Annotated in this window: 19 protein-coding genes; 2 read left to right on the forward strand and 17 right to left on the reverse strand. The window is 33.4% G+C overall.

Features of this window, described 5'->3' with window-relative positions; translation table 11 throughout:
• Nucleotides 1–3 precede the first annotated feature (3 nt).
• From ACFPM4_RS12630 to ACFPM4_RS12675, 10 genes are all read right to left on the reverse strand, one after another.
• Nucleotides 4–1,077 carry a TDP-N-acetylfucosamine:lipid II N-acetylfucosaminyltransferase family protein gene (locus ACFPM4_RS12630; protein ID WP_382352215.1) on the reverse strand — a complete coding sequence of 358 codons (1,074 nt, stop codon included), beginning with the start codon at nucleotides 1,075–1,077 and terminating at the stop codon, nucleotides 4–6.
• Nucleotides 1,078–1,203: 126 nt separating this feature from the next.
• On the reverse strand, nucleotides 1,204–2,343 hold the full coding sequence (locus ACFPM4_RS12635; protein WP_382352218.1) for an EpsG family protein: 1,140 nt from the start codon (nucleotides 2,341–2,343) through the stop codon (nucleotides 1,204–1,206).
• A gap of 147 nt (nucleotides 2,344–2,490) precedes the next feature.
• A complete protein-coding gene (locus ACFPM4_RS12640) occupies nucleotides 2,491–3,435 on the reverse strand; it encodes a glycosyltransferase family 2 protein (protein WP_382352221.1) in 945 nt (314 codons plus the stop codon).
• Between the two features lie 40 nt (nucleotides 3,436–3,475).
• Entirely contained in the window at nucleotides 3,476–4,534 is a 1,059-nt protein-coding gene (locus ACFPM4_RS12645; RefSeq protein WP_382352224.1) for a glycosyltransferase, read from the reverse strand.
• A 50-nt stretch (nucleotides 4,535–4,584) separates the two neighbouring features.
• Nucleotides 4,585–5,499: a glycosyltransferase family 2 protein gene (locus ACFPM4_RS12650; protein WP_382352227.1), complete on the reverse strand. Its 915-nt coding sequence runs from the start codon at nucleotides 5,497–5,499 to the stop codon at nucleotides 4,585–4,587.
• Nucleotides 5,500–5,669: 170 nt separating this feature from the next.
• Nucleotides 5,670–6,338, reverse strand: coding sequence for a sugar transferase (locus ACFPM4_RS12655; RefSeq protein WP_382352230.1), 669 nt, complete (start codon nucleotides 6,336–6,338; stop codon nucleotides 5,670–5,672).
• A 247-nt stretch (nucleotides 6,339–6,585) separates the two neighbouring features.
• Complete coding sequence (gene galU, locus ACFPM4_RS12660; protein WP_382352233.1) at nucleotides 6,586–7,482, reverse strand: UTP--glucose-1-phosphate uridylyltransferase GalU; 897 nt, start codon at nucleotides 7,480–7,482, stop codon at nucleotides 6,586–6,588.
• 696 nt (nucleotides 7,483–8,178) lie between these two features.
• On the reverse strand, nucleotides 8,179–8,946 hold the full coding sequence (locus ACFPM4_RS12665; RefSeq protein ID WP_382352236.1) for a tyrosine-protein phosphatase: 768 nt from the start codon (nucleotides 8,944–8,946) through the stop codon (nucleotides 8,179–8,181).
• A 122-nt stretch (nucleotides 8,947–9,068) separates the two neighbouring features.
• Complete coding sequence (locus ACFPM4_RS12670) at nucleotides 9,069–9,770, reverse strand: CpsD/CapB family tyrosine-protein kinase (RefSeq protein WP_382352239.1); 702 nt, start codon at nucleotides 9,768–9,770, stop codon at nucleotides 9,069–9,071.
• Nucleotides 9,763–10,503, reverse strand: a complete 741-nt coding sequence (locus tag ACFPM4_RS12675) for a YveK family protein (RefSeq protein ID WP_382352242.1) — start codon at nucleotides 10,501–10,503, stop codon at nucleotides 9,763–9,765. The genes ACFPM4_RS12670 and ACFPM4_RS12675 overlap by 8 nt, the downstream gene beginning before the upstream one ends.
• A 306-nt stretch (nucleotides 10,504–10,809) precedes the next feature.
• On the opposite strand from ACFPM4_RS12675, the gene ACFPM4_RS12680 reads away from it, so the two are divergent.
• Nucleotides 10,810–11,664: a GDSL-type esterase/lipase family protein gene (locus ACFPM4_RS12680; protein ID WP_382352245.1), complete on the forward strand. Its 855-nt coding sequence runs from the start codon at nucleotides 10,810–10,812 to the stop codon at nucleotides 11,662–11,664.
• Between the two features lie 329 nt (nucleotides 11,665–11,993).
• Here ACFPM4_RS12680 and ACFPM4_RS12685 read toward each other — a convergent pair whose 3' ends face one another.
• Both ACFPM4_RS12685 and ACFPM4_RS12690 read right to left on the reverse strand, forming a co-directional pair.
• Nucleotides 11,994–12,569, reverse strand: coding sequence for a hypothetical protein (locus ACFPM4_RS12685; protein ID WP_382352248.1), 576 nt, complete (start codon nucleotides 12,567–12,569; stop codon nucleotides 11,994–11,996).
• Nucleotides 12,570–13,843: 1,274 nt separating this feature from the next.
• Nucleotides 13,844–14,695 carry a hypothetical protein gene (locus tag ACFPM4_RS12690; protein ID WP_382352251.1) on the reverse strand — a complete coding sequence of 284 codons (852 nt, stop codon included), beginning with the start codon at nucleotides 14,693–14,695 and terminating at the stop codon, nucleotides 13,844–13,846.
• 544 nt (nucleotides 14,696–15,239) lie between these two features.
• On the opposite strand from ACFPM4_RS12690, the gene ACFPM4_RS12695 reads away from it, so the two are divergent.
• Entirely contained in the window at nucleotides 15,240–15,449 is a 210-nt protein-coding gene (locus ACFPM4_RS12695) for a hypothetical protein (RefSeq protein WP_382352254.1), read from the forward strand.
• A 125-nt stretch (nucleotides 15,450–15,574) separates the two neighbouring features.
• Here the strand turns inward: ACFPM4_RS12695 and ACFPM4_RS12700 are convergent, their stop codons facing one another.
• The 5 genes from ACFPM4_RS12700 to ACFPM4_RS12720 all read right to left on the reverse strand — a co-directional run bounded on the left by ACFPM4_RS12700 (nucleotide 15,575) and on the right by ACFPM4_RS12720 (nucleotide 19,096).
• Complete coding sequence (locus tag ACFPM4_RS12700; RefSeq protein ID WP_382352257.1) at nucleotides 15,575–15,892, reverse strand: type II toxin-antitoxin system RelE/ParE family toxin; 318 nt, start codon at nucleotides 15,890–15,892, stop codon at nucleotides 15,575–15,577.
• Nucleotides 15,882–16,250, reverse strand: a complete 369-nt coding sequence (locus ACFPM4_RS12705; protein ID WP_382352260.1) for an AbrB/MazE/SpoVT family DNA-binding domain-containing protein — start codon at nucleotides 16,248–16,250, stop codon at nucleotides 15,882–15,884. Before ACFPM4_RS12705 ends, ACFPM4_RS12700 begins: the two co-directional genes overlap by 11 nt.
• 395 nt (nucleotides 16,251–16,645) lie before the next feature.
• Entirely contained in the window at nucleotides 16,646–17,395 is a 750-nt protein-coding gene (locus ACFPM4_RS12710) for a hypothetical protein (protein WP_382352263.1), read from the reverse strand.
• A 48-nt stretch (nucleotides 17,396–17,443) separates the two neighbouring features.
• Nucleotides 17,444–18,691: an ABC transporter substrate-binding protein gene (locus ACFPM4_RS12715; protein ID WP_382352265.1), complete on the reverse strand. Its 1,248-nt coding sequence runs from the start codon at nucleotides 18,689–18,691 to the stop codon at nucleotides 17,444–17,446.
• Nucleotides 18,692–18,865: 174 nt separating this feature from the next.
• Nucleotides 18,866–19,096: a hypothetical protein gene (locus ACFPM4_RS12720; RefSeq protein WP_382352268.1), complete on the reverse strand. Its 231-nt coding sequence runs from the start codon at nucleotides 19,094–19,096 to the stop codon at nucleotides 18,866–18,868.
• Nucleotides 19,097–19,583: the final 487 nt, after the last annotated feature.

Below are 19,583 nucleotides of genomic sequence, written 5' to 3' on the forward strand. Positions count from 1 at the left end.
TTTCTATTTTTCATTAAATATTCTCCTCCAAATATCAACTGCAGATCTCTCGCTATAATTTTCCTCCATTAATATTTTATTTTTAATTCGGTCTTCATTGCTAAACTCATTTAACTCCTCAAATTCTATACTCTTTATCATTTCTACAGGATAGACTACGAATTTTTTTTCTTCATGTATTTCATTCCACATTGTTGTTCCCTCACGAAGGTAAACTTTTTTGCCTAGATGTAAGAGTGAGTTAATATTTCCAAGCCCCTGCTGTCTATCATTATTGAATATTCCAATATCCATTGAATCTAATAATTCTATATAGGTATCCATATTCATAAATTCTATTATTGGTTTAAACTTTTCTTTAAATGTTATGGTACCGTACTCTATTACCTCGTTTGCATATGAAGAATCACCATATGATAAAGGACAATATATTTCAATATTTTGGTGAGAGAATCTCTTAAGTAGTTCTAGGACCTCAATATGATGATTAGACTTAGTTGCTGAGTTACCTATTAATATTTTTACAATATTGTCTTTTCTCCTAGTTGCATTTTCTAGCTGACGACAAATAGCAATGTATCTGTCCTGACTAAGATACATTGCTGGTAGATACTCGCCTCTCACGTTATAAACTTCTTTTGCTATTTCATAATCTTTTTTAACAAGTGTGCAAACATGACGGAAATTCTTAATTACTTTTTTTCTTGTTATTTCTTTCAATATACTCTTTATAGTCTTTTTAGGTTCTCTATATGAGTATAGATCTGCACCCCAGACTATCCATGAGCATTTTCTTAATAACCACGGTTGTAAGAATAACAATAAAATAACTCTCGAGTTAAATAACCCATGTATATAAACTCCATCGTATTGATAAAATAATTTACTCAAAGAAATTATTGAATGCTTATTTTTATTTTTAAAATATTCAATATTTGAGACTTCTTGATTAAAGCTCTCTTCTCTATTGTTAATAATAACTGCAAATTTATGTGAATTCTGATCAAAGTGTTTATTAATAAATTTTATATATGGTAGTACAAACTTATCCGTATTGGTAACATGTAAATACTTCATATTTTAAATTATCATCTCTCTTTATAATTCCTGTATTAATACTTTTTATTACAATCTCATATATGCAAAATCCAGTTAGTATTTTATAAAGTCAATTTCATATTTAATGTAATAACAAGGTTTACATTAAAAGCCTAAGTAATATCCATAATTAGGATTATACACACCCATATTATATAAAGCTCTAATAAAGATATTAAAACTTAAGTATATTAATAGCCAAGAGTACATTATAATTTTTTTCCCCTTGTAGTACTTAAATAAAATTTCTTTAAGTAACAAAAAACTTCCAATACTTAATAAAAAATTAAGTCTTAGTCCCATTTGACTTGCATCAAAAATAATTGTAACTAATAGTATAATACTACCGATAATTTGTGAATTTAAAAGAAGTTTATAAAATTTATCTTGTACAATTTCGCTGTATTTAAAGGTAATTATTATTATAAGGAAATATAGAAATACTATTAAATATTGCAATAGGAATTTTAATATAACATGAGAATAACTCAGATACTCATATCTATTATTATAATATAATAAGTAATTTTGAAATTTTCTAAAAATAATATTAGTAAAAGTTTTTGTTTCAAAGTAGTTAAACAGAATATCCCTAGTAATAAATGATACTATTATACATGTTATGATAATCAGAATATACTTAGATACGGTCCATCGCATTTTTATAAATGGTCTAATAAAAAATATTACAATGTTTGAGTAATGCATTGTAACTGAAATGAAACTTTTAAAGTAAAATTTCACGTTGTTGTTTTTGGACAATGAATAGAGGGCACTTAAGTATATAATCGCAGAAAAAAAATGCCTAATTATATCGGAACTGAACAAATATAGAAACAAGAAAAGAGCGAAAGTGGTTAGTGGTAAATCTTTTTCTTTATTCACAATAATTTTGTAAAGTATAAACAAAGGGATAAATAGGAAAATAAATAAAAATGTTTTGAATCCTAACCCAAATTGTTTAATAATTGAAATTAAAATTAAGAACATTGGTTCATAATTATAATAAAAAATATTTTCAAAAAAATTGAAAGATGTTATTACTGGACTATTCTCAAAAATTAACCTGTAATTTTCTAAATCAGATCCGACAACTCTGAAAGCGCCTATAATGGAAGTAAGGAATATACCAAATAATATTATTTTCTTTTTAGTATTGTAATTAAATTTCTTTTCAAAAAAACTTAGTAGTATAAAGATTAATATAATAAAAACAAAAATAAGTACATTTATTATCTTTTCCATAAAACCTTACTCCCTTGCGCAAAACATTTTTAATCCTACTAACCATATTTTTTTACAATATTTTAGTTTATCTCTTCTAATCATGTATGTTCATCTTTTCTTTAAATAAAATTTCAAATTCACTTATTTGCAACCATTTGTCGTTACTTATTTAGCTTGATATGAAGTTTTATTCTTTTTAATATAAAAATATAATTTATTAAGTACCTTTCTGTTTAGAAAGGTAGATAAATATAATAATATAGCATTCAAGGAATTTGGAAACGGAAAAATTGAATCCTTTAATATGATTCTCCCTTTTTTAATAGTTGATTTATTTTTATCAACAATCCCTGAGATTATTACTTTTCTAGCAATTTTATAATAGAAGTGTCTACTTTCACTTTTCTTCAACTTTTTTATTATGCTAATATATTTATTATAAAAGTCTATGTGTCCTTTGACTACCGATGAAACATTGGAAGATATTCTAGCACCTTCATGTTGATTAAACAAAACTAATGCTTCACTTACAAAATCAAATTCTGTAATATTAGCCAGTCTTATCCATAAATCCCAATCCTGGCAACTTAAAAGTTCAGTGTCAAAACCACCAACTTTTTTCAAAAGATCTGTTCTAACCATAACAGTCGATGTAGTACCTACACAATTACCCTTCAACAATTCTATATATATATTCCCTTTTTTTTGGGGTAGTACTTCTCTTTCATCCTTATCCTTTAATATACTTCTAAAGCCAGTATACACGACACCAGTATTACTATTATTTTCAAACACTTTCAGCTGTCTTTCCAATTTTGTTGGTAACCATTCATCATCTGAATCCAAAAATGCAATGAACTCTCCGCTAGATGCTTTTATTCCTGTATTTCTAGCCTCTGCTGCACCTTTATTTTCATCATGCCTAATATATTTAATACGGACATCATTTTCCAGTAAATTTTGTGTGTTATCATTTGAAAAGTCATCTACAACAATTATTTCAAAGTTTTTATAAGTCTGGTTTGTCAAACTTTCAATTGCCTTCATTATTAGTTTTTCCCTATTAAATGTAGGAATAATAACACTTATTTTATAATGCAGGTTTCCCATCTACTCTCCTCTTCCTCTAAGAACTTCTTTTTTTAATATGTTAATATTCTTTATTAATCCTTTTAATCATTTGCTGCATTACAACTGAAGAAGCATAGTTTTTAGCTTCATCTATACAAGTACGCTTCATTGTTATTATGGAATCAGGATTACTATAGATATACATTAATATCTCTTCAAGTCCTTTAGATTTATTTGCTGGATCCAATTTATAAATAAAGCCGGTAACATCATTTTTAATTATCTCTTTATTATACCGCCAGTCACTTGCAATTACAGGTAATCCCGATGAATATGCATCAATAATAGTTCCAGGAAAACCCTCACCCTCATAATATGTTGGAAACAACAATGCAAAATACTTTTTTAGCACCTCTGTTGATTTATCAAATTCTACAAGGCCCATATATTTTGCGTTATCATTACTTTTTTCAAGAGCTATTTGTAATTCGTTTTCAAATTTATTGTCTACTGTCCCATAAATATCTAATACAAATGCTTTTCTTCCTAACTTTTTATTAACTTCATTAACCGCAGAGATAGCATCAATTATTCCTTTTTCTTTTATTACTCTGGAAAAGGTACATAATTTATACGGCTCCTCATATTTAATAGGTAAATCATTATAAGAAACTAGCTTTATATCTTTGAAATTTGGCATGTAAACAACATTATCCAATCCTAGATTTACTAGCTTACTTTGCATTGTTTTTGTTTCTACATAAACTGTATCCATATTCTTAACACTTTTTAATAGTCTTCTATTATTATTCAAAAATTCGGGCAACCAACCGCCTATTACTGAGTATTGAAGTTTACAATTAAATATTCTACAAAGTATATTAAATAATGGTGCAAACACTTTTATACCTTTATGTGCAGGTAAGATTATTATAGTATCGCATTTGTATGCTAATCTTACACATTCATTTAATATTTTTAGAGGTCTTTTCTTCCACAAGTATGAATCAATTGTATACACATGTTGATTACCAAAATGAGCTGTCAATTTATCTCTAATAACTTTAGTTTTTACTATTTGACCATTAGCTATATTTTGATTGAAGCCAAAATTTCCGCAGATACCAATTCGTTGCAATTAATTCACCTCTTCTATATAAATTTATATAAAACTAGATAATTAAGATATCAGAACTCAACTTTATGTTGATTTATTTTTTTTATATGTTTTACTAATTCTAAAATACAATCAACAGGAGAAGTAATTATTGCCTTTAACAAATGTTCAATAGTTACGTAGTATTTACCACTTCTTATACCTACGACAAGCATAACAGCATGATGTCTAAACTTAATATATTGCCTTTGTCTAAATGTTAAATACTTAAAGTACTTCTTCTTTAAATTAAATAATTCAATTTCTTTATTAAGTTTATTTTGTCCAACTGATATTCTTTCACCGGGATGTACATACTGAATAACTTTAGAAACCGGTAGATAGCCTATCTTCAAATCTTGTTCTATTGCTTTTAACATTAACATAAATTCTTGACCTACTTGGACATCATCAAATCTACCAATTTTATTAATGGCTTCTTTTTTAAACATGTAAGTTCCTGTAGGTGTTAAGTGGTGCATTAAATGTTTAATTAAAAGTTCTTGTTTTGAGAAATCTTTTACATATGGATGTTCCCTAAAATCTATTAACTTGTTATTAATGTTATAGATACTTACATTTGTGAACGATAAATCCAAATCATTCTTTATCATGAATTCTAGTTGTAAGGATACTTTTTCTGGCAAGTATATATCATCATCATCTAAAAATGTTATATAATCTCCGCTTGCCCTAGATATACCTTCATTCCTAGCAAGGGCACCACCCATATTTCTTTTATTTTTTATAAAAATAACACTACGGTTATTTTTAAACTTTTCCATTTTCTGTTCCGTTTCATATCGATATCTTGAATTATTACCATTATCATCAACAACAACTATTTCAATATTATTATAATTTTGATTCAAAAGAGAATCTATTGCTCTAATTAAAAAATCACTTCTCTTATATGTGGGAACAATAATACTTACTTTTTTAGACATTACAATCACTTCACTTTTAAAGATTCATATATCTCTTAATTCATTCGCAATAAAATATATCTTTGTAATATTGAACAACTTAATACATAAAAGTTGATTTTCAATACTTAAATTATCTATCGACTTTTTTAATTGATGATTGCAAGTATTTTTTATATGATAACCAACTCTTAGCGAGCTCCCTCTCCAGTTATTACAATGCGAATTGTCTTTAATATTATTTTAAAATCCAATAATAAAGACCTATTCTCTATGTAATATAAATCGTAATATAACTTTTTTTCAGGTGAGATATCATAACCACCATTTACTTGGGCCCATCCAGTTATACCAGGTTTAACTGTTAAACGCTGAACAAACCCTGGAATTTCATCATTAAACTGCGCTGTGAATATCGGACGTTCTGGGCGTGGACCAATAATACTCATGTCTCCCTTTAAAACATTAATTAGCTGTGGAATTTCATCTATTCTCGTTTTGCGAATAAATGCACCAATCTTTGTTACTCTAGGATCGTTTTTATCTGCCCATTGAGCCCCTTTTCTTTCAGCGTCAACACCCATTGAACGCAATTTAATTATTTTAAAATACTTACCATTACGACCTACTCGCTCCTGTACATAAAATGCTGGACCAGGAGTTTCTAATTTAATTGCAATACAAAAAAACAATAACAAAGGAACAGCTAACATTAATCCAGTGATAGCTAATATTATATCCATTGATCGCTTAAGTACAGGATAAAATAATTGTGGGTATGAATACCTTTGTTCTAGTCTTGTATCAAGGGTTACCGCATATTCTTCATGTAAATTATTATGAGAATTTCTAAGTGACACTAAACTCACCTCTATAAAATATATAAATTTTATACAACTAGATACTTATTAGGCATATTCCTAATGTATAAAAATCCAATAGACAAATCCGCACGTCCATACTCGTCTCAATCTATGTTCAACTTTAACAAATATAATTCATCTATTACCATCGCTTCATTACATATTGTTTGTTTCGATATAATATCATCTTATTAGATTAGTAAATAAGGATTAAACTAGAATCTCAAAAATCAACTCAAGTCTATTAATTTCTAAAAATCTCCTTCGTTATTTTTCTATCCAAGATTTTTTTTTCTAGGTACTGCCATAAATCTTCATTAATTTCTTCATTTTCTAAGGCGAAATCAATTGTTGTTTTTACGAATCCTAACTTTTCGCCTACATCATATCGTTTACCTATAAAATCATACGCAAAGACTTTTTGTTTCTCATTCAACATCTGAATAGCATCAGTAAGTTGGATTTCCCCACCAGCTCCTATTTCTTGTTTATCTAAGAAACCGAAGATTTCAGGAGTAAAAATATAACGTCCCATTATTGCTAGATTTGATGGTGCTTTACCTTGTACAGGTTTCTCAACAAAATTTTTCACTTCATAGCTTCTTCCATCCTGAATCGAAGGTTCTACAATACCATATCGATGTGTTTCTTCATCAGGAACTTGCTGTACACCCACTACAGAGCTCTGTGTTTTTTCAAAATGTTGAATTAATTGTCTAAGACAAGGAGTTGTTGCTTGCACGATATCGTCTCCTAATAAAACAGCAAACGGCTCATTACCGATAAATTTACGGGCACACCAAACAGCATGTCCAAGTCCTTTAGGTTCTTTTTGTCTAATATAATGGATTTCAACCTTAGAAGAGTGATTAACTTTTTCTAACAATTCAAATTTTTCTTTTTTTATTAAATTATCTTCTAACTCAAAGTTATGATCAAAGTGATCCTCAATAGCCCGTTTACCCTTACCTGTTACAATAATAATATCCTCAATTCCAGATTCAATTGCTTCTTCAACAATATATTGTATCGTCGGTTTATCTACAATTGGTAACATCTCTTTTGGCATAGCTTTTGTAGCTGGTAAGAACCTTGTACCTAATCCCGCAGCAGGAATAATTGCTTTTTTCACTGTTTTCATGATAACCTCCAAATATTTCCATTCTATATTTATCACTTTTAATGACACTTGGATCTAGCCAATACTATAAATTAATGATGGTTTCTATTCTACCAAATCCTCATGCTTTTATGGTAAATTCAAAGAATCTAATAAATGTTTGTTTACTAAGATGATAATCAAGCTTCCATATTACTGTTATCGATAAATATAAAAGTCTGATAATTGATTAACGAATTAAAATTGAAAATAATCTATGGACATCATAATATCTGTGTCTAATAACATCCATAAAAGAACAGTTTTTGACACCTCAAGATTAGTCCCTTCCATTCAAATAGATTTTTATTTGATATTATATTCCTACTTTTTCAGTAGGATTAAATCAGCACATAACTTCATATTGCGGAGAAATATCCCCGCTTTCTTGATTTTTCTAAAGTTCGTTCACTCCTTAAATGACGAAAGTCATATGTCGCTATTGTAAAAAATAAATGTCTAAGGAAAACGTACTTATGAAAATACGCTTTCATTAGACATATATTTTGATATTTTAAATAACTTGGGCATCTAACCCATCCTCACACCATCCTCTCGACAACAAACGTGTCTAAGGTAGGAATTCCCACCCACAGGATGGCCGAGTGCCTCCAATTGATAACGGGTAGGAGGCATAGCCAATGTGACATATTTATGTTGTAACTTAGAAGTTGTCCATTAAAATAACCCGAATATTTTCTTTCTCTTTACTTTCTCTGGAATCTCTCGATAAATATCTTGTCCATCGAGAATTAGTTCTGCATTATCGATAAAGTAGTAGAGTAAATCTGTCCCATATTTCTTTTCTACCAAATCAAGTGCCTCTGCCATTTTGAATGTGCGTGATTTTGTATTATGAGCATCAGATGCTAGAAAATGAGTAAGGTTTGCTTCTACTAAATCAAAGGTGAATTTCTGAATCTTTTTCCCGAAATAGCCAGTCAAGCTTGCTGCAGTAATTTGCGATGCCGCACCGTTCTTAACAAGTCGGTACAGCTTATCAGGATTTTCTAGTAATTCTGTGTTCCGCTCCGGATGTACAATGACTGGAGTTAAACCTAGCATTTGAATATCAAAGCATAGTTGATCCGTATAACGCGGAACACTAGAAGTTGGTAATTCAAGAAATACATAGCTAGACACATTTCCAAGTGTCATGATTTCATCGTCTTTGAAGCCCTCAACAAATTCTCCGTAGATTCGTGTTTCTTGTCCAGGGAGAATAGTGACATCGACTTTTTCTGACTGTAAATATTCATTCAGTTCTGCTGTTTTTTGTAATATATCTACCTTGAAATTATTGTATTTTCCGTTCTGATGATGAGGTGTTGCGACAATGGTGCGAATTCCTTCACTTTCTGCTTGTTTTGCCATTAATAGACTCTCAGTAAAATTACTAGAACCGTCGTCAACTCGCGGCAAAATGTGACAATGGATGTCAATCACTTGCACATCTCCTCCTTAAACGACATTACTTGCTCGTTATTCAGTAGTTCAATAGTACTATATACCTATTAGCCTATCAAGGGAAATAGACATGGTTTATTTGACAAATTCCGACAAAAAACCTATTCCGTTCCATAGTAATAATAGTAACTACTATTATCCATTTTCTTACGATTCAATACAACACCTAATAGTTTTGCTTTTGCAGCTGTAAGAAGTTCTTTCGTCTTTTGAGCACTTTCAATTTCCGTTTTACCACTAGAAATAACTAGTACAGTGCCATCACATTGGTTTGCCAACACTTGAGCATCTGTTACAGCTAATACTGGAGGTGTATCAAAAATAATCGTATCGAAATGTTCCTTTGCTTCTTCTATGAAGCTTGTCATTAACTTTGAGCTTAATAATTCAGCTGGGTTTGGTGGAACAGGACCTGATGTTAATACACTTAAGCCAGAAACATCACTTTCTTTTGTCGCTTCCGTTAGACTCATTTGACGTGTTAAAACGTTCGTTAATCCAGCAGCATTTGTCATTCCGAATGTATAATGAACTGTCGGTTTACGTAAGTCTCCATCTACTAATAAGACTCTTTTCCCTTGTTGTGCAAACACAATCGCAATGTTTGCAGTTGTTGTTGACTTTCCTTCTCCAGGACCAGATGATGTAACCATTAATGTACGAATTTCCTCATCCACTGCTGAGAATTGGATATTCGTGCGAATCGTTCTGTATTGTTCTGATACAGGTGATTTCGGATTTAGCTTCGTAATTAATTTCCGTTTTCCTGATTGCGCTACTTGTCTGAAAGGTTTTCTAGCCAATCGTCTCACCTCTTAATCTAGCATTTCTTTCTGAACGTACTGGACGCTCTAATTCTTGATCTTCAATTTGGGCAATTGCACCAAGTACAGGTAGTTCTAATAAACGTTCGACATCTTGTTCATTCTTGATTGTGTTATCTAAGTATTCTAGTAGGAATGCTAGTCCGACTCCAAGCATAAGACCAACAACGAATCCAATTGCGATGTTTAATACTGGTTGTGGTTTTACTGGAGATGGATTTTCTCCAACTTCTGCTTTCGCAATAATATTTACATTATCTACATTCATTAAAGTAACAACTTTGGTTTGGAACACTTCGACTACTTTATTCGCAAGTGTTGCTGCTTGATTTGGATTTGGATCTTGCACGGATACAGTCACGATTTGTGAATCATTGGCACTTCGAAAAGATATTTTACTTGCTAATGCACCTGTACTTAAATCCAAATCTAATTCTTTAATAACATCTTCCAGGATGACCGGACTTTTTATTATTTCTTTATATGTGTTAATTAATTGTAAGTTTGTTTGAATTGTATTTGTGTTATATGCCATTTCATCTGATTGTGATTGGTTGACGAGAATTTGTGTCGAAGACTGATAAATTGGTGTCATCACAAAAAAGCTGACAGCTCCACTAATGATGACTGCTGCCACTGTTATAAGTATAATTAAACTCATTCTTTTCTTCAGGGTTTGCATGAGTTCTTTTAAGCTGATAGATTCTTCCATAATATCCTCCCTGGATGATTGTCGATTTTTTCAATGTTGTGTATTATTATAGCATGATTATAGCACGCTAAAGGAAATCATTACCATACTTTTGTCAAATTACGCAATTTAGCATATAATTTCCTTTGTAATCCGAATTGTAATACTGGACTTTTTTACTACGTTTATGTCGAACTAAGTATTATTGTAGCATAAGATTTTCGTTTTTAAATAGTAGTTTTAGAGTTTTTAACAGTCAATCTATGTATAGAATGGGAAATACTGCTACTTTTATGTGAAAATAGTATTTTTATAGGAGGGTTGAAAGTGCGTCGATTAGTTACAGCACTTGCGGTTATCGCATGTGTCATCTTTCTTGTACTGGGAAATTTTTATTGGAAAGAAAAAACCGATATATCTTCATTTGCCAGAAATGAAAAAGTTGGGGACACAGTTGATGAAGATCAGAAACAATCAGAAGAGAAGAATAAAGATGAGGATGACAACTCGGATGGAGATGCCTCGGAAGAGGAAGCCGATGTTGATTCTCTTACATTAAAAGCAGCCAATTGGCCAGAAGATGCTCGTAATGCATTGGTGACTGCTGCAGAAGCTGGCGAAGAATTTGTACTAGCTATCGTTGGTTCCCAATCTCTTGGTGGTGACGAAGGCTGGGCTTCGATGTTAGAGGAAGCCTTAGAAGAAGAATATGCTGGCGTTATGGATGTACAGATATATAAATATGAAGGTGCAACTTCACAGGAATTTGTCGAAGGTGAATATATGGAAGAAGTAGTTGCAGCAACACCTGATTTAGTTTTACTAGAGCCATTTCCGTTAAATGATAATAGTGGCTGGATTTCTGTTGAGATGAATCAGGCAAATATCCAGACATTCGTCGATGCGTTAAATGAAGCACGTGCCGAAGATGCTCAAGATGCAGTAGTGATGTTGCAACCAGCACATCCAATTTACAATGCAACAGGCTACCCACGGCAAATTGATCAGCTGAAAGAATTTGCCGAGAGCGAAGGGTTTGAATACTTAGATCATTGGAGTGACTGGCCAGATCATGCATCCGAAGAAATTCTCGACTACTTAGAAGAAGGCCAAAGTGCCCCAAGTGAAGCAGGACACCAAGTTTGGTTTGAATATTTGCTAGAATATTTTGTGGAGAAATAGCGGGACATGGGGTCAGTTTCCTCGTCCCACTATTAAGAGTGCTGCTGATATAGGCAGTGCTCTTTTTTTATAAATGGGGAGGTGACAGTTACTTTATAGTTACACTATTGATATTCTGTTTGGTTAAGCTTAGGCATTAGACTTGTTTGGATGTCTGTCACTACCCCATTTAGTAGAGCTCTGTTATGTCTTGGAAAGAAGCTCTAGTGCCTCGTGATTTTCCTTTATCTCGATTAACTGGTGTCGCGTCACTTTGTTTCCATTGATGATTTCCTTCTTATCTTTTGACAGTCGGAATCTCCACGTTTATTTCAATTTTCCTATTCATATTAATTTTTGATTTTCATTTCTCCGGTCCAGGTACTTTCTGCTACTGTTTTTCCGTAGGCATCCACGATTCGGAAAACGATGTCGTCGTCTGTATCAATCACTTTTGTTTGCCTTAACATTCCGAGCGTGTATTGTTTCATGGACTTTGCAAAGCGCTCCTTTTCATGTGCTGGCGAATTATACCAGGCATCGGAGACAACCATCTTCATTTGCGTATACGTACCATTGACAGGACCTATCCCTAATATAACGCCTTCTCCATTTTTGGAGACAAAATCCTCAAATCTGGCCTCAAAGTCTGCGACATATTGTTCCATTTCCTTGGCCGCTTGTGCCTCTTCCTCGGCTTTTTTGGCCTCTTCCTCCGCTTTCTCTTTCTTGCGTTCCGCTTGCTTTTGCTCATACGCTTGTTGACGTTCCTCCCGCTCGGCTGCTCTTTCTGCTTGACGTTTCTCCAATTCAGACGGCTGATTATCCTTATCCTCTGTGTCTCCTCCGAACATTAGCGAGAGCACAATTAGGATTGCAAAGCCGATGACTCCCCATTTTATCCATTTCTTTTTGTTTTTTTTCATGATTTCATTTCTCCTTTTAGTGTTTTATTCTTGGTGAAATTGATATATTTATTCGTCTCTATCTGATTCTCTTGTTCTCAGCACTTGCATTCATGATGATTCTTTCTGGGAATGAAGGCATCTTTCGCTAGTGACCTTTTGAATGTCAGGTCTTGGCCCCATAACTCGACTTTTCCTATATTCTTTCTTTTACTGTCCAGCACCCCGAAATAACCGAAAAAACCGAACATACCCATCAATCAAATATTTGATTGATGGGTATGTTCGGATTAAATAGTTACATTTTTATGTAATAGGATCCCTTCTTCAATCCTAATACCATATCCTTTTTAGAGCTTGGTGAGATATCCAGTTCTGTAATAGTTGGTATTATTTTCTTCGACAGCGCCGGTGAAACGTCCCTCTCAACCATAATGAGAACACCGTTAAAGCCAACACCTTATTTAATGAGAAAAAAGCAAAGAAACAAAGATCTAACCAACGCAATGATAACCCACCAAATCAAAGAGAGATGGTCATCGCGTCAAAGAGAAATGGAATTATTAATAAAATTATCCGAAACAGAAGAAAAGCTATACAAACTCCAACTGAGATTCGACAAACTTGAATACGAAAAAAAGTCGCTAGAAAAAAGCGTCCAAACTCTCAAAGAAACACTACACAAAACAAAAGAAAAACTCATAAACTATAACAAAGTAATGGCTCAATATCAAAACTTGGTTCTATACTTTAAACTAAATTTCACGAAGATTACACGTTAGCGCTCCAATATACATCTGGAGTGCTATTGTTTTTAAGGAACAAAATAACTTGTCCCATATAGGAATTTGTCGAATACCGTTACAGTTTTCAAATGAAACATGACGCAGATTTTGTCGAAAAGTTGAAGTCGATGAGTCCAATATCGCTCTGTACTATTATTTTACTGCTCTTGAAAATTATTTTGCAGAAAGTATATTTAATCTTGCGTAACGGATTGAAAATCTTGTGAGACAGATTGATATTCTTGTAACTTAAAACGATAATCTTGCAGAAGCGTCTGAATTACAGATTGATTCTTGCGCGATTAGATTATATTCTTGCACAATAAACTAATAATTTTGCAGTAAAGATTATATTCTTGCGAGACTTTACGATATTCTTGCAGCGACTATTATATTTCCACTACTATCCTTAAACAAAAACGAACACAGGTATTAATCAATTGTTTGATTAATACCTGTGTTCTTATCAAAGGGGAATCCTAGGCCTAGGATTCCCCTTTTTCTTATGTATTATACTTTACGCATCTTCCAAACAAAGAAGCCTGTTGTTAATAGTGTAATAACGATAATCGTCATTCCTATATAATAGGAAGTTTTGCGATTATTTGTATCTATCTCTGCAGCAACTTCTGTAGGATTTTCTACTATTTCTTCTTTGGATTCTACCTGTTCATCATGATTAGAAGAATCCTCGAAATCCACAGGTTCTTCCTCTTCTTCTTGTTCTTCAGCCTCTTCGTCCTCTTTATCAACTTCCTCGTCTACTTCTTCTTCATCTTCTCCCTCAACATTCGTTGTTGTTTCTACATCAGTTGATACGGATGGTTGATCATTATTCGATGGTTGCCAAGTAGATGGTGAAGTTGGTTTTGGATTTGGTTTCTTTTCAACCGGTGTAGTAGTAGTTGGACTTTTTGGCTTATCTGGTGTTGTCGGTTTCGGATCATTTGGCTTTTTGTCTGGTTTCGTAGGCTCAGTTGGTTTCTCCGTTTTCGGAGGATTTGTTCCCTTTCCAGGTGGATCCTTCACTTCAGGCTCTTTACCTATAGGTTTTTCCTTCCCTGGCTCTGGCTTCTCAGGTTGTTTTGGTTCTACAGGTTCTTCCTCTTCATTTACCGGAGGGTTCTCCTCACCCGTACCTGGCTCCTCTGTCTCGGGTGGCGGTGTTGGTTCCGTTTCCTCTTCATCTGGAGAAGTTTCTTCGTCCTTTGGAGGAGTTTGTCCATTACCATTGTTCTCACCATTATCCGGTGATGGTTGTTCCGTATTTCCTGGTGGTTTGTTTTCCGTTGACTCCTGTGCACTAACGAATGCCGGCAAAATAAGGACACTAAGAACTAGTGCTACCACCCATTTCGTCATCCCTCTCACAAATTACAGCTCCCTTTTTCTCTGAATCTCCTTACATTTAAGTATAGCGTAATTTTTGGCAGATTGGTTTGAAATTGGAAGAAAAATGTAGAAAATTTAATTTTCCTTTTGTTTACGATAGCACTATATTGAAGAACTACTGAGTCACAGCGCAGCTGCTTGCCATTGACCACAGTGCCGATTCTTTGTATTCGCTGGAAGGGGTCGGGGCCCTGCCTGCGAATACTTAGAATCGGTTTGTCCGTGTTATACTTGCTAGCTGGTGAGCAGTTATGCTATATTCCCGCCCACCAGCATTGCCTCACCGAACACGGACAACAAACAAGGTCAATGGTGACGGGCATGTTATAACAGAGGATTTTATGATGCTCGGTATAGGGGTGTCATATCTTATCATGTTTTAAGAGAATTTCGGATTATTTATACTAGGTGGATTTACATTTGGTTTGCTTCTATTTATAGCTTTTTTAACCTCTATTATAATGGTGTGGGGAATATTATCACCGTGCTTGTATATTGAACTATACCCTTAAGTGTGATTGTTCTATTACTTAGTTTAATTTTAGACAGTTATTTAAAAGTAGAAGATAGTAACAAATATACTGTAGTATTTGTATATGGTGTAGTGAAATCTATACTATTTGAAGGAATTACAGTCACAACAGAGATTAAGCTTCATTTTATGGTTAGTTGTATATTCAGTATCGGTTCCTTATTATTTGCAATTATAAAAGGTAAACAATAGGTTAGCGATTAAAAAAAAGATAAGGAAATTGATTACTGAAGGGGCTTAATAGGAATCTGAAATAAAAACAAGTGGCCGAAAATTTTGTTTTTCCGCCACTTGCCTCTCTATTTATCATTAGCTTTTTAGAAGTTCAAATATCGCTTTAAATCCTTATAAAAATTTTCTCGTGGACCCATCATTATAACAAGAACTAGTTGCCCATTTGCATCCTCTTCCAATGTATAGCACAATTCATAATTCGTTCTCAGATGATTAATATCAACACAAGAGTAACCCTTTAAATCTCCTTTTTTTTGTTCTCCTAAATTTGGATCAATCCGTATATCAGTTATAGTACTATTTATCTTATCATATAAGATCCGATCTGTTTTTCTTATCTTTTTAAGTTGCTTTGCTGCAATATTACTTAATTTGAAGGGTAACAAATCATTACGACTCATTTTCTTCGTCGTCCTCCAATGAATCTAGATAATCATCTAAACTTCCTGTGATGGATGGACTCTTCAATGCTTCGTATTTCATACGATTGAGTGCATGTGGAATCTCTTCTTTAATTTGTATAAAACGATGAACTAATTCATCACCACTGTAGCCCTCAGAAACAAGATCCTTTAAAATATCCGCGGAAAAGTCAACCGTTTCATATTCAGCTGGTCGAATTACAATCTCCTTCCCCGTAAATTCAACTAGGACCTCATCACTAATATTCAAAGCTTCATAAAAATCCTTCGGGATATTGATCTGTCTTTGTTTAGAAACCTTTACACGCCTAATAGACTTTTTATTCAATTCACTCATGGTTTCTCTCCCTCTCAGTAAAGTATCTGTTACCATAAGTTATGCCCCTTTTTTATAAAAAAACACAATTTCTTTAATGTTTTATTACTTTGTATCTTTATAATAAAGTTTAAATGACTTCTATTCAAGTAATCTAGACTAAATGAAGCGCCGTATATAGAGCACCTAGTGATGAAACTACCAGATAGTTTGAACTTATCACTTCAAAATATCTCTCGGTAATAATTTAAAAAACCGCAGCCCCCCTTATGAGGACTGCGATTTTTTTGTGATTGTCTTTTATAATTGCCTATTTGATTGGGTTAAACCTGCAAGGGCAAGGAATCCCGTTATACCTTCAAGGGATTTTATTATCGGGAAGGTTGCAAATCCACTCCTCGTATTTTCCAATGTTGCTATTTCTTCATCTTATCTTCAATCGTTAACTTTAATAATTCGTTTGATTTTCCAATCGTATCTAGTGCTTTATTCCGCTTATTGGCTAAGGATTGAAACCTGAGCATGTCCATCTGCTTATTATGTTGTTGGACATTAATTTCAGAGTTAACAACTGCTCTAACATCCTCCAATAATGATAAACTTCCTTGGGCATATGCTGCAGCCAGTCGCTGATTTGCTTCCTCCCGCATTTTATTTGCTCTTGCTTGTAGCTCCGCGACTGTTTTATTAAGCTCTTGTAGGCGAGATTCTCGAGCCTCAGCTCGCACTTCCGCACCTAATTTTTGGATTAGTGCCATCACTGATACTATGTCTTGGTCATTTCGGATTGCTTCATCTATTGCTTGCGTAGCTTTCATTAATTCATTTAATTCTTGTAAACGTTGGTCTCCATCACTTATTAAGTTCAGTTGTTTTACTAATTGACTATCAATTACTCGAACACGCTCCGTCTGAACCCGCATTATCGTAGTTTGTATGTCCTCTCCTCTTAAATAGATTGGAGTAAGGCCATTAACACTGGCCAACATTTGTTGCTGTGATTGGGAATCCATTTTTTTGTAAGCTTCAATTGCTCCCATCATTTCATCTTCATACCTGTCGTTTTCAACTGCATAACTATTCTCATTTCTTACGCCTAAAAAGACTGATAAGATGATAGCTATACTCATACTGCCTATCCCTATGTTGCGAATCCACTTGTTCATCTTCTACATCGCCTTTCCCGATTATTTAAAAAACATCGATTTCAAGAACTACTTTGGTGCTATATAGCCCGGAAAGCCTGGATTCCTTACATATTTTGCAGTTTGAATCCAATTAAAGGAACTATCTTCCTGGACTTCCCAGATATCATAATGATAGTATTGGCGATCTCCTTTTTCGTTTAGATATGTCCATCCTGTTACACCTGCATAAGTGGCTGATCCTTTTATCATATGATTCATCAATTCTTCCCTGTCAAACGGATCTTTCAGTTGATTGATTACAGATGCTAACATGCCTGGAATATCATAGGCAAACAGTGCATCTGGAAGAAAGGTTCCTTCTGTAACAGTTTCCAATTCAGATTGAATCGTATTAAACAGGGGTGAATCAGGAATACCAAATGTCACTCCTGTTAAGTTTACTTGTGATGCTTTTTTGGCGATTTCTTTATCTTCTAAAATGACCGGACTGAGTGTAACAGTATCCGTTCCGAACCAACGGATTTCATCCATACTATCTTCTTGGTCACTTTGTTCTAGCATGCCAGCTATTTCATCAAATGCAACAAGAACAACTGCAATCCGTTCCTTTTCCATATCAAAACTATCCACTGCGTCTGCCATTTTTTTCAAAACATGTTCCCAATCTGTTTCCTTTGGTTGATATATTATTGGCTCTGTAACCAATCCATAATATGACTCAAATTCCTCTGTAAACAGTTTCGTTAATTCACTGCCATAAATATCATTTCGATAGACGGGAACAACCCCATATATTCCCTCATATACCAATAAATCTGCTAATGCTTTTGCTTGTTCCGTATCATCAGGAACCATTCGATAGACACTATCACCTGCAATTCCAAGGGCAGGTGAAGTGCTACTATAACTGATAACGATAGCACCTTTTTCAGATGCCCAAGGTTGGATTCGTTCTACTTCTGCACTTGAACCAACAATAAAGATTTTATGTCCTTCAGACCATAATTTCTTAGCTTTAGATAGAACAACTTCTGGATCACTTTCACTATCCTCCACTGTAAGTTCGAATTGCAGCTCCAATCCTTCTTCTTCCCAATTTTTATTTGTATCTTCCACACCCATCTCAATTGCTAGTTTGCGAATTTCCCCTTTTGATTCTAACTCGCCACTCAGCGGTAATAAGGCCGCCAATTTGACAACATTTTTATCCTTTTGAGTCTCCTTAACAGAACAACCAGCGACAAATAGCAGGAAAGTTAAAGAAAGAACTCCAGCTAACACAATATTAAACTTCTTAAAAATATTCTTTTTCACAAACTTTCCCTCAACCTTATTATCTTTTTGGATTTTTATTGATTGGTTTTCTAGCAACATGTGCAAAAGCGCAGGAAAGAGCTGGATAGACTTCTCTAAAATTAGCCTAATTATCTTCCGGCCTCGGAATGATCACGACTTTAAATATACCTGATACAAACACATCGTTGCGGGTTATACCTGGATAACAAAACCATCTCCACTAACTTCTTCTAAAGTGACTTTGTGTGGGGGGATTTCTGGAGTTTGATCATCATTATCTGTATCTGCGGATTCTTCTTCTAGTGTAGTTGTTTCAGTAGACGTATTTCGTACTTTTTTCGGTGAAAAGCATAAAAATAAGCCTATAGTAACCGCAACTAAACAAATCCCTAAAATGACATAAAAAACGCTCCTTTTAGCCATGAATAATCTCCTACTTTTCTATTAGACTTTCCTCATAGTACAAACATATCAAAAATTGTCTAAATATGGAATAATTATATTCTTTAAATTTCAAAAATTATCACCAACTTCTGATATACATCATTTTAAGTATAAACAAAGGGAGATCTTCAAAAACACACTTCTAAAACGAAAGCTCGAAAAAGCTTTTTTTAACACAGTACCTCCCCCTAAGGATTTAGCTTTTGTATGGAATAAGTCTGAAGTGATTATATGTGGAAAATAAAGTCATAGATGATGAAAAATTCTTAAAAGTTACTAAACATATTCTTTTTTTCCTTGTGAAAATCCTTTATTTTATAAAGAGTATATGAATTTATGTAGGCTAGGAGAACTATCTGGTGAAGGATTGCGCTTTATAGAGATCTCGTGGTTGTGAGGTGTGTACGGATTTTTTGTTTTGAAAACAGGAGAAGTGCTGGTAAATAGTGAATTAGTAATAAAGTCT

It is taken from the genome of Lederbergia graminis (assembly GCF_042655485.1).
Classification (GTDB): Bacteria; Bacillota; Bacilli; order Bacillales; family Bacillaceae_C; genus Lederbergia; species Lederbergia graminis.

What these genes read in the sequence shown, in the direction of transcription:
- ACFPM4_RS12630 (WP_382352215.1), bottom strand. Translation starts at nt 1,077, where the DNA reads ATGAAGTATTTACATGTTACCAATACGGATAAGTTTGTACTACCATAT.
- ACFPM4_RS12635 (WP_382352218.1), bottom strand. Translation starts at nt 2,343, where the DNA reads ATGGAAAAGATAATAAATGTACTTATTTTTGTTTTTATTATATTAATC.
- ACFPM4_RS12640 (WP_382352221.1), bottom strand. Translation starts at nt 3,435, where the DNA reads ATGGGAAACCTGCATTATAAAATAAGTGTTATTATTCCTACATTTAAT.
- ACFPM4_RS12650 (WP_382352227.1), bottom strand. Translation starts at nt 5,499, where the DNA reads ATGTCTAAAAAAGTAAGTATTATTGTTCCCACATATAAGAGAAGTGAT.
- galU (WP_382352233.1), bottom strand. Translation starts at nt 7,482, where the DNA reads ATGAAAACAGTGAAAAAAGCAATTATTCCTGCTGCGGGATTAGGTACA.
- ACFPM4_RS12675 (WP_382352242.1), bottom strand. Translation starts at nt 10,503, where the DNA reads ATGGAAGAATCTATCAGCTTAAAAGAACTCATGCAAACCCTGAAGAAA.
- ACFPM4_RS12685 (WP_382352248.1), bottom strand. Translation starts at nt 12,569, where the DNA reads ATGAAAAAAAACAAAAAGAAATGGATAAAATGGGGAGTCATCGGCTTT.
- ACFPM4_RS12690 (WP_382352251.1), bottom strand. Translation starts at nt 14,695, where the DNA reads ATGACGAAATGGGTGGTAGCACTAGTTCTTAGTGTCCTTATTTTGCCG.
- ACFPM4_RS12700 (WP_382352257.1), bottom strand. Translation starts at nt 15,892, where the DNA reads ATGAGTCGTAATGATTTGTTACCCTTCAAATTAAGTAATATTGCAGCA.
- ACFPM4_RS12705 (WP_382352260.1), bottom strand. Translation starts at nt 16,250, where the DNA reads ATGAGTGAATTGAATAAAAAGTCTATTAGGCGTGTAAAGGTTTCTAAA.
- ACFPM4_RS12710 (WP_382352263.1), bottom strand. Translation starts at nt 17,395, where the DNA reads ATGAACAAGTGGATTCGCAACATAGGGATAGGCAGTATGAGTATAGCT.
- ACFPM4_RS12720 (WP_382352268.1), bottom strand. Translation starts at nt 19,096, where the DNA reads ATGGCTAAAAGGAGCGTTTTTTATGTCATTTTAGGGATTTGTTTAGTT.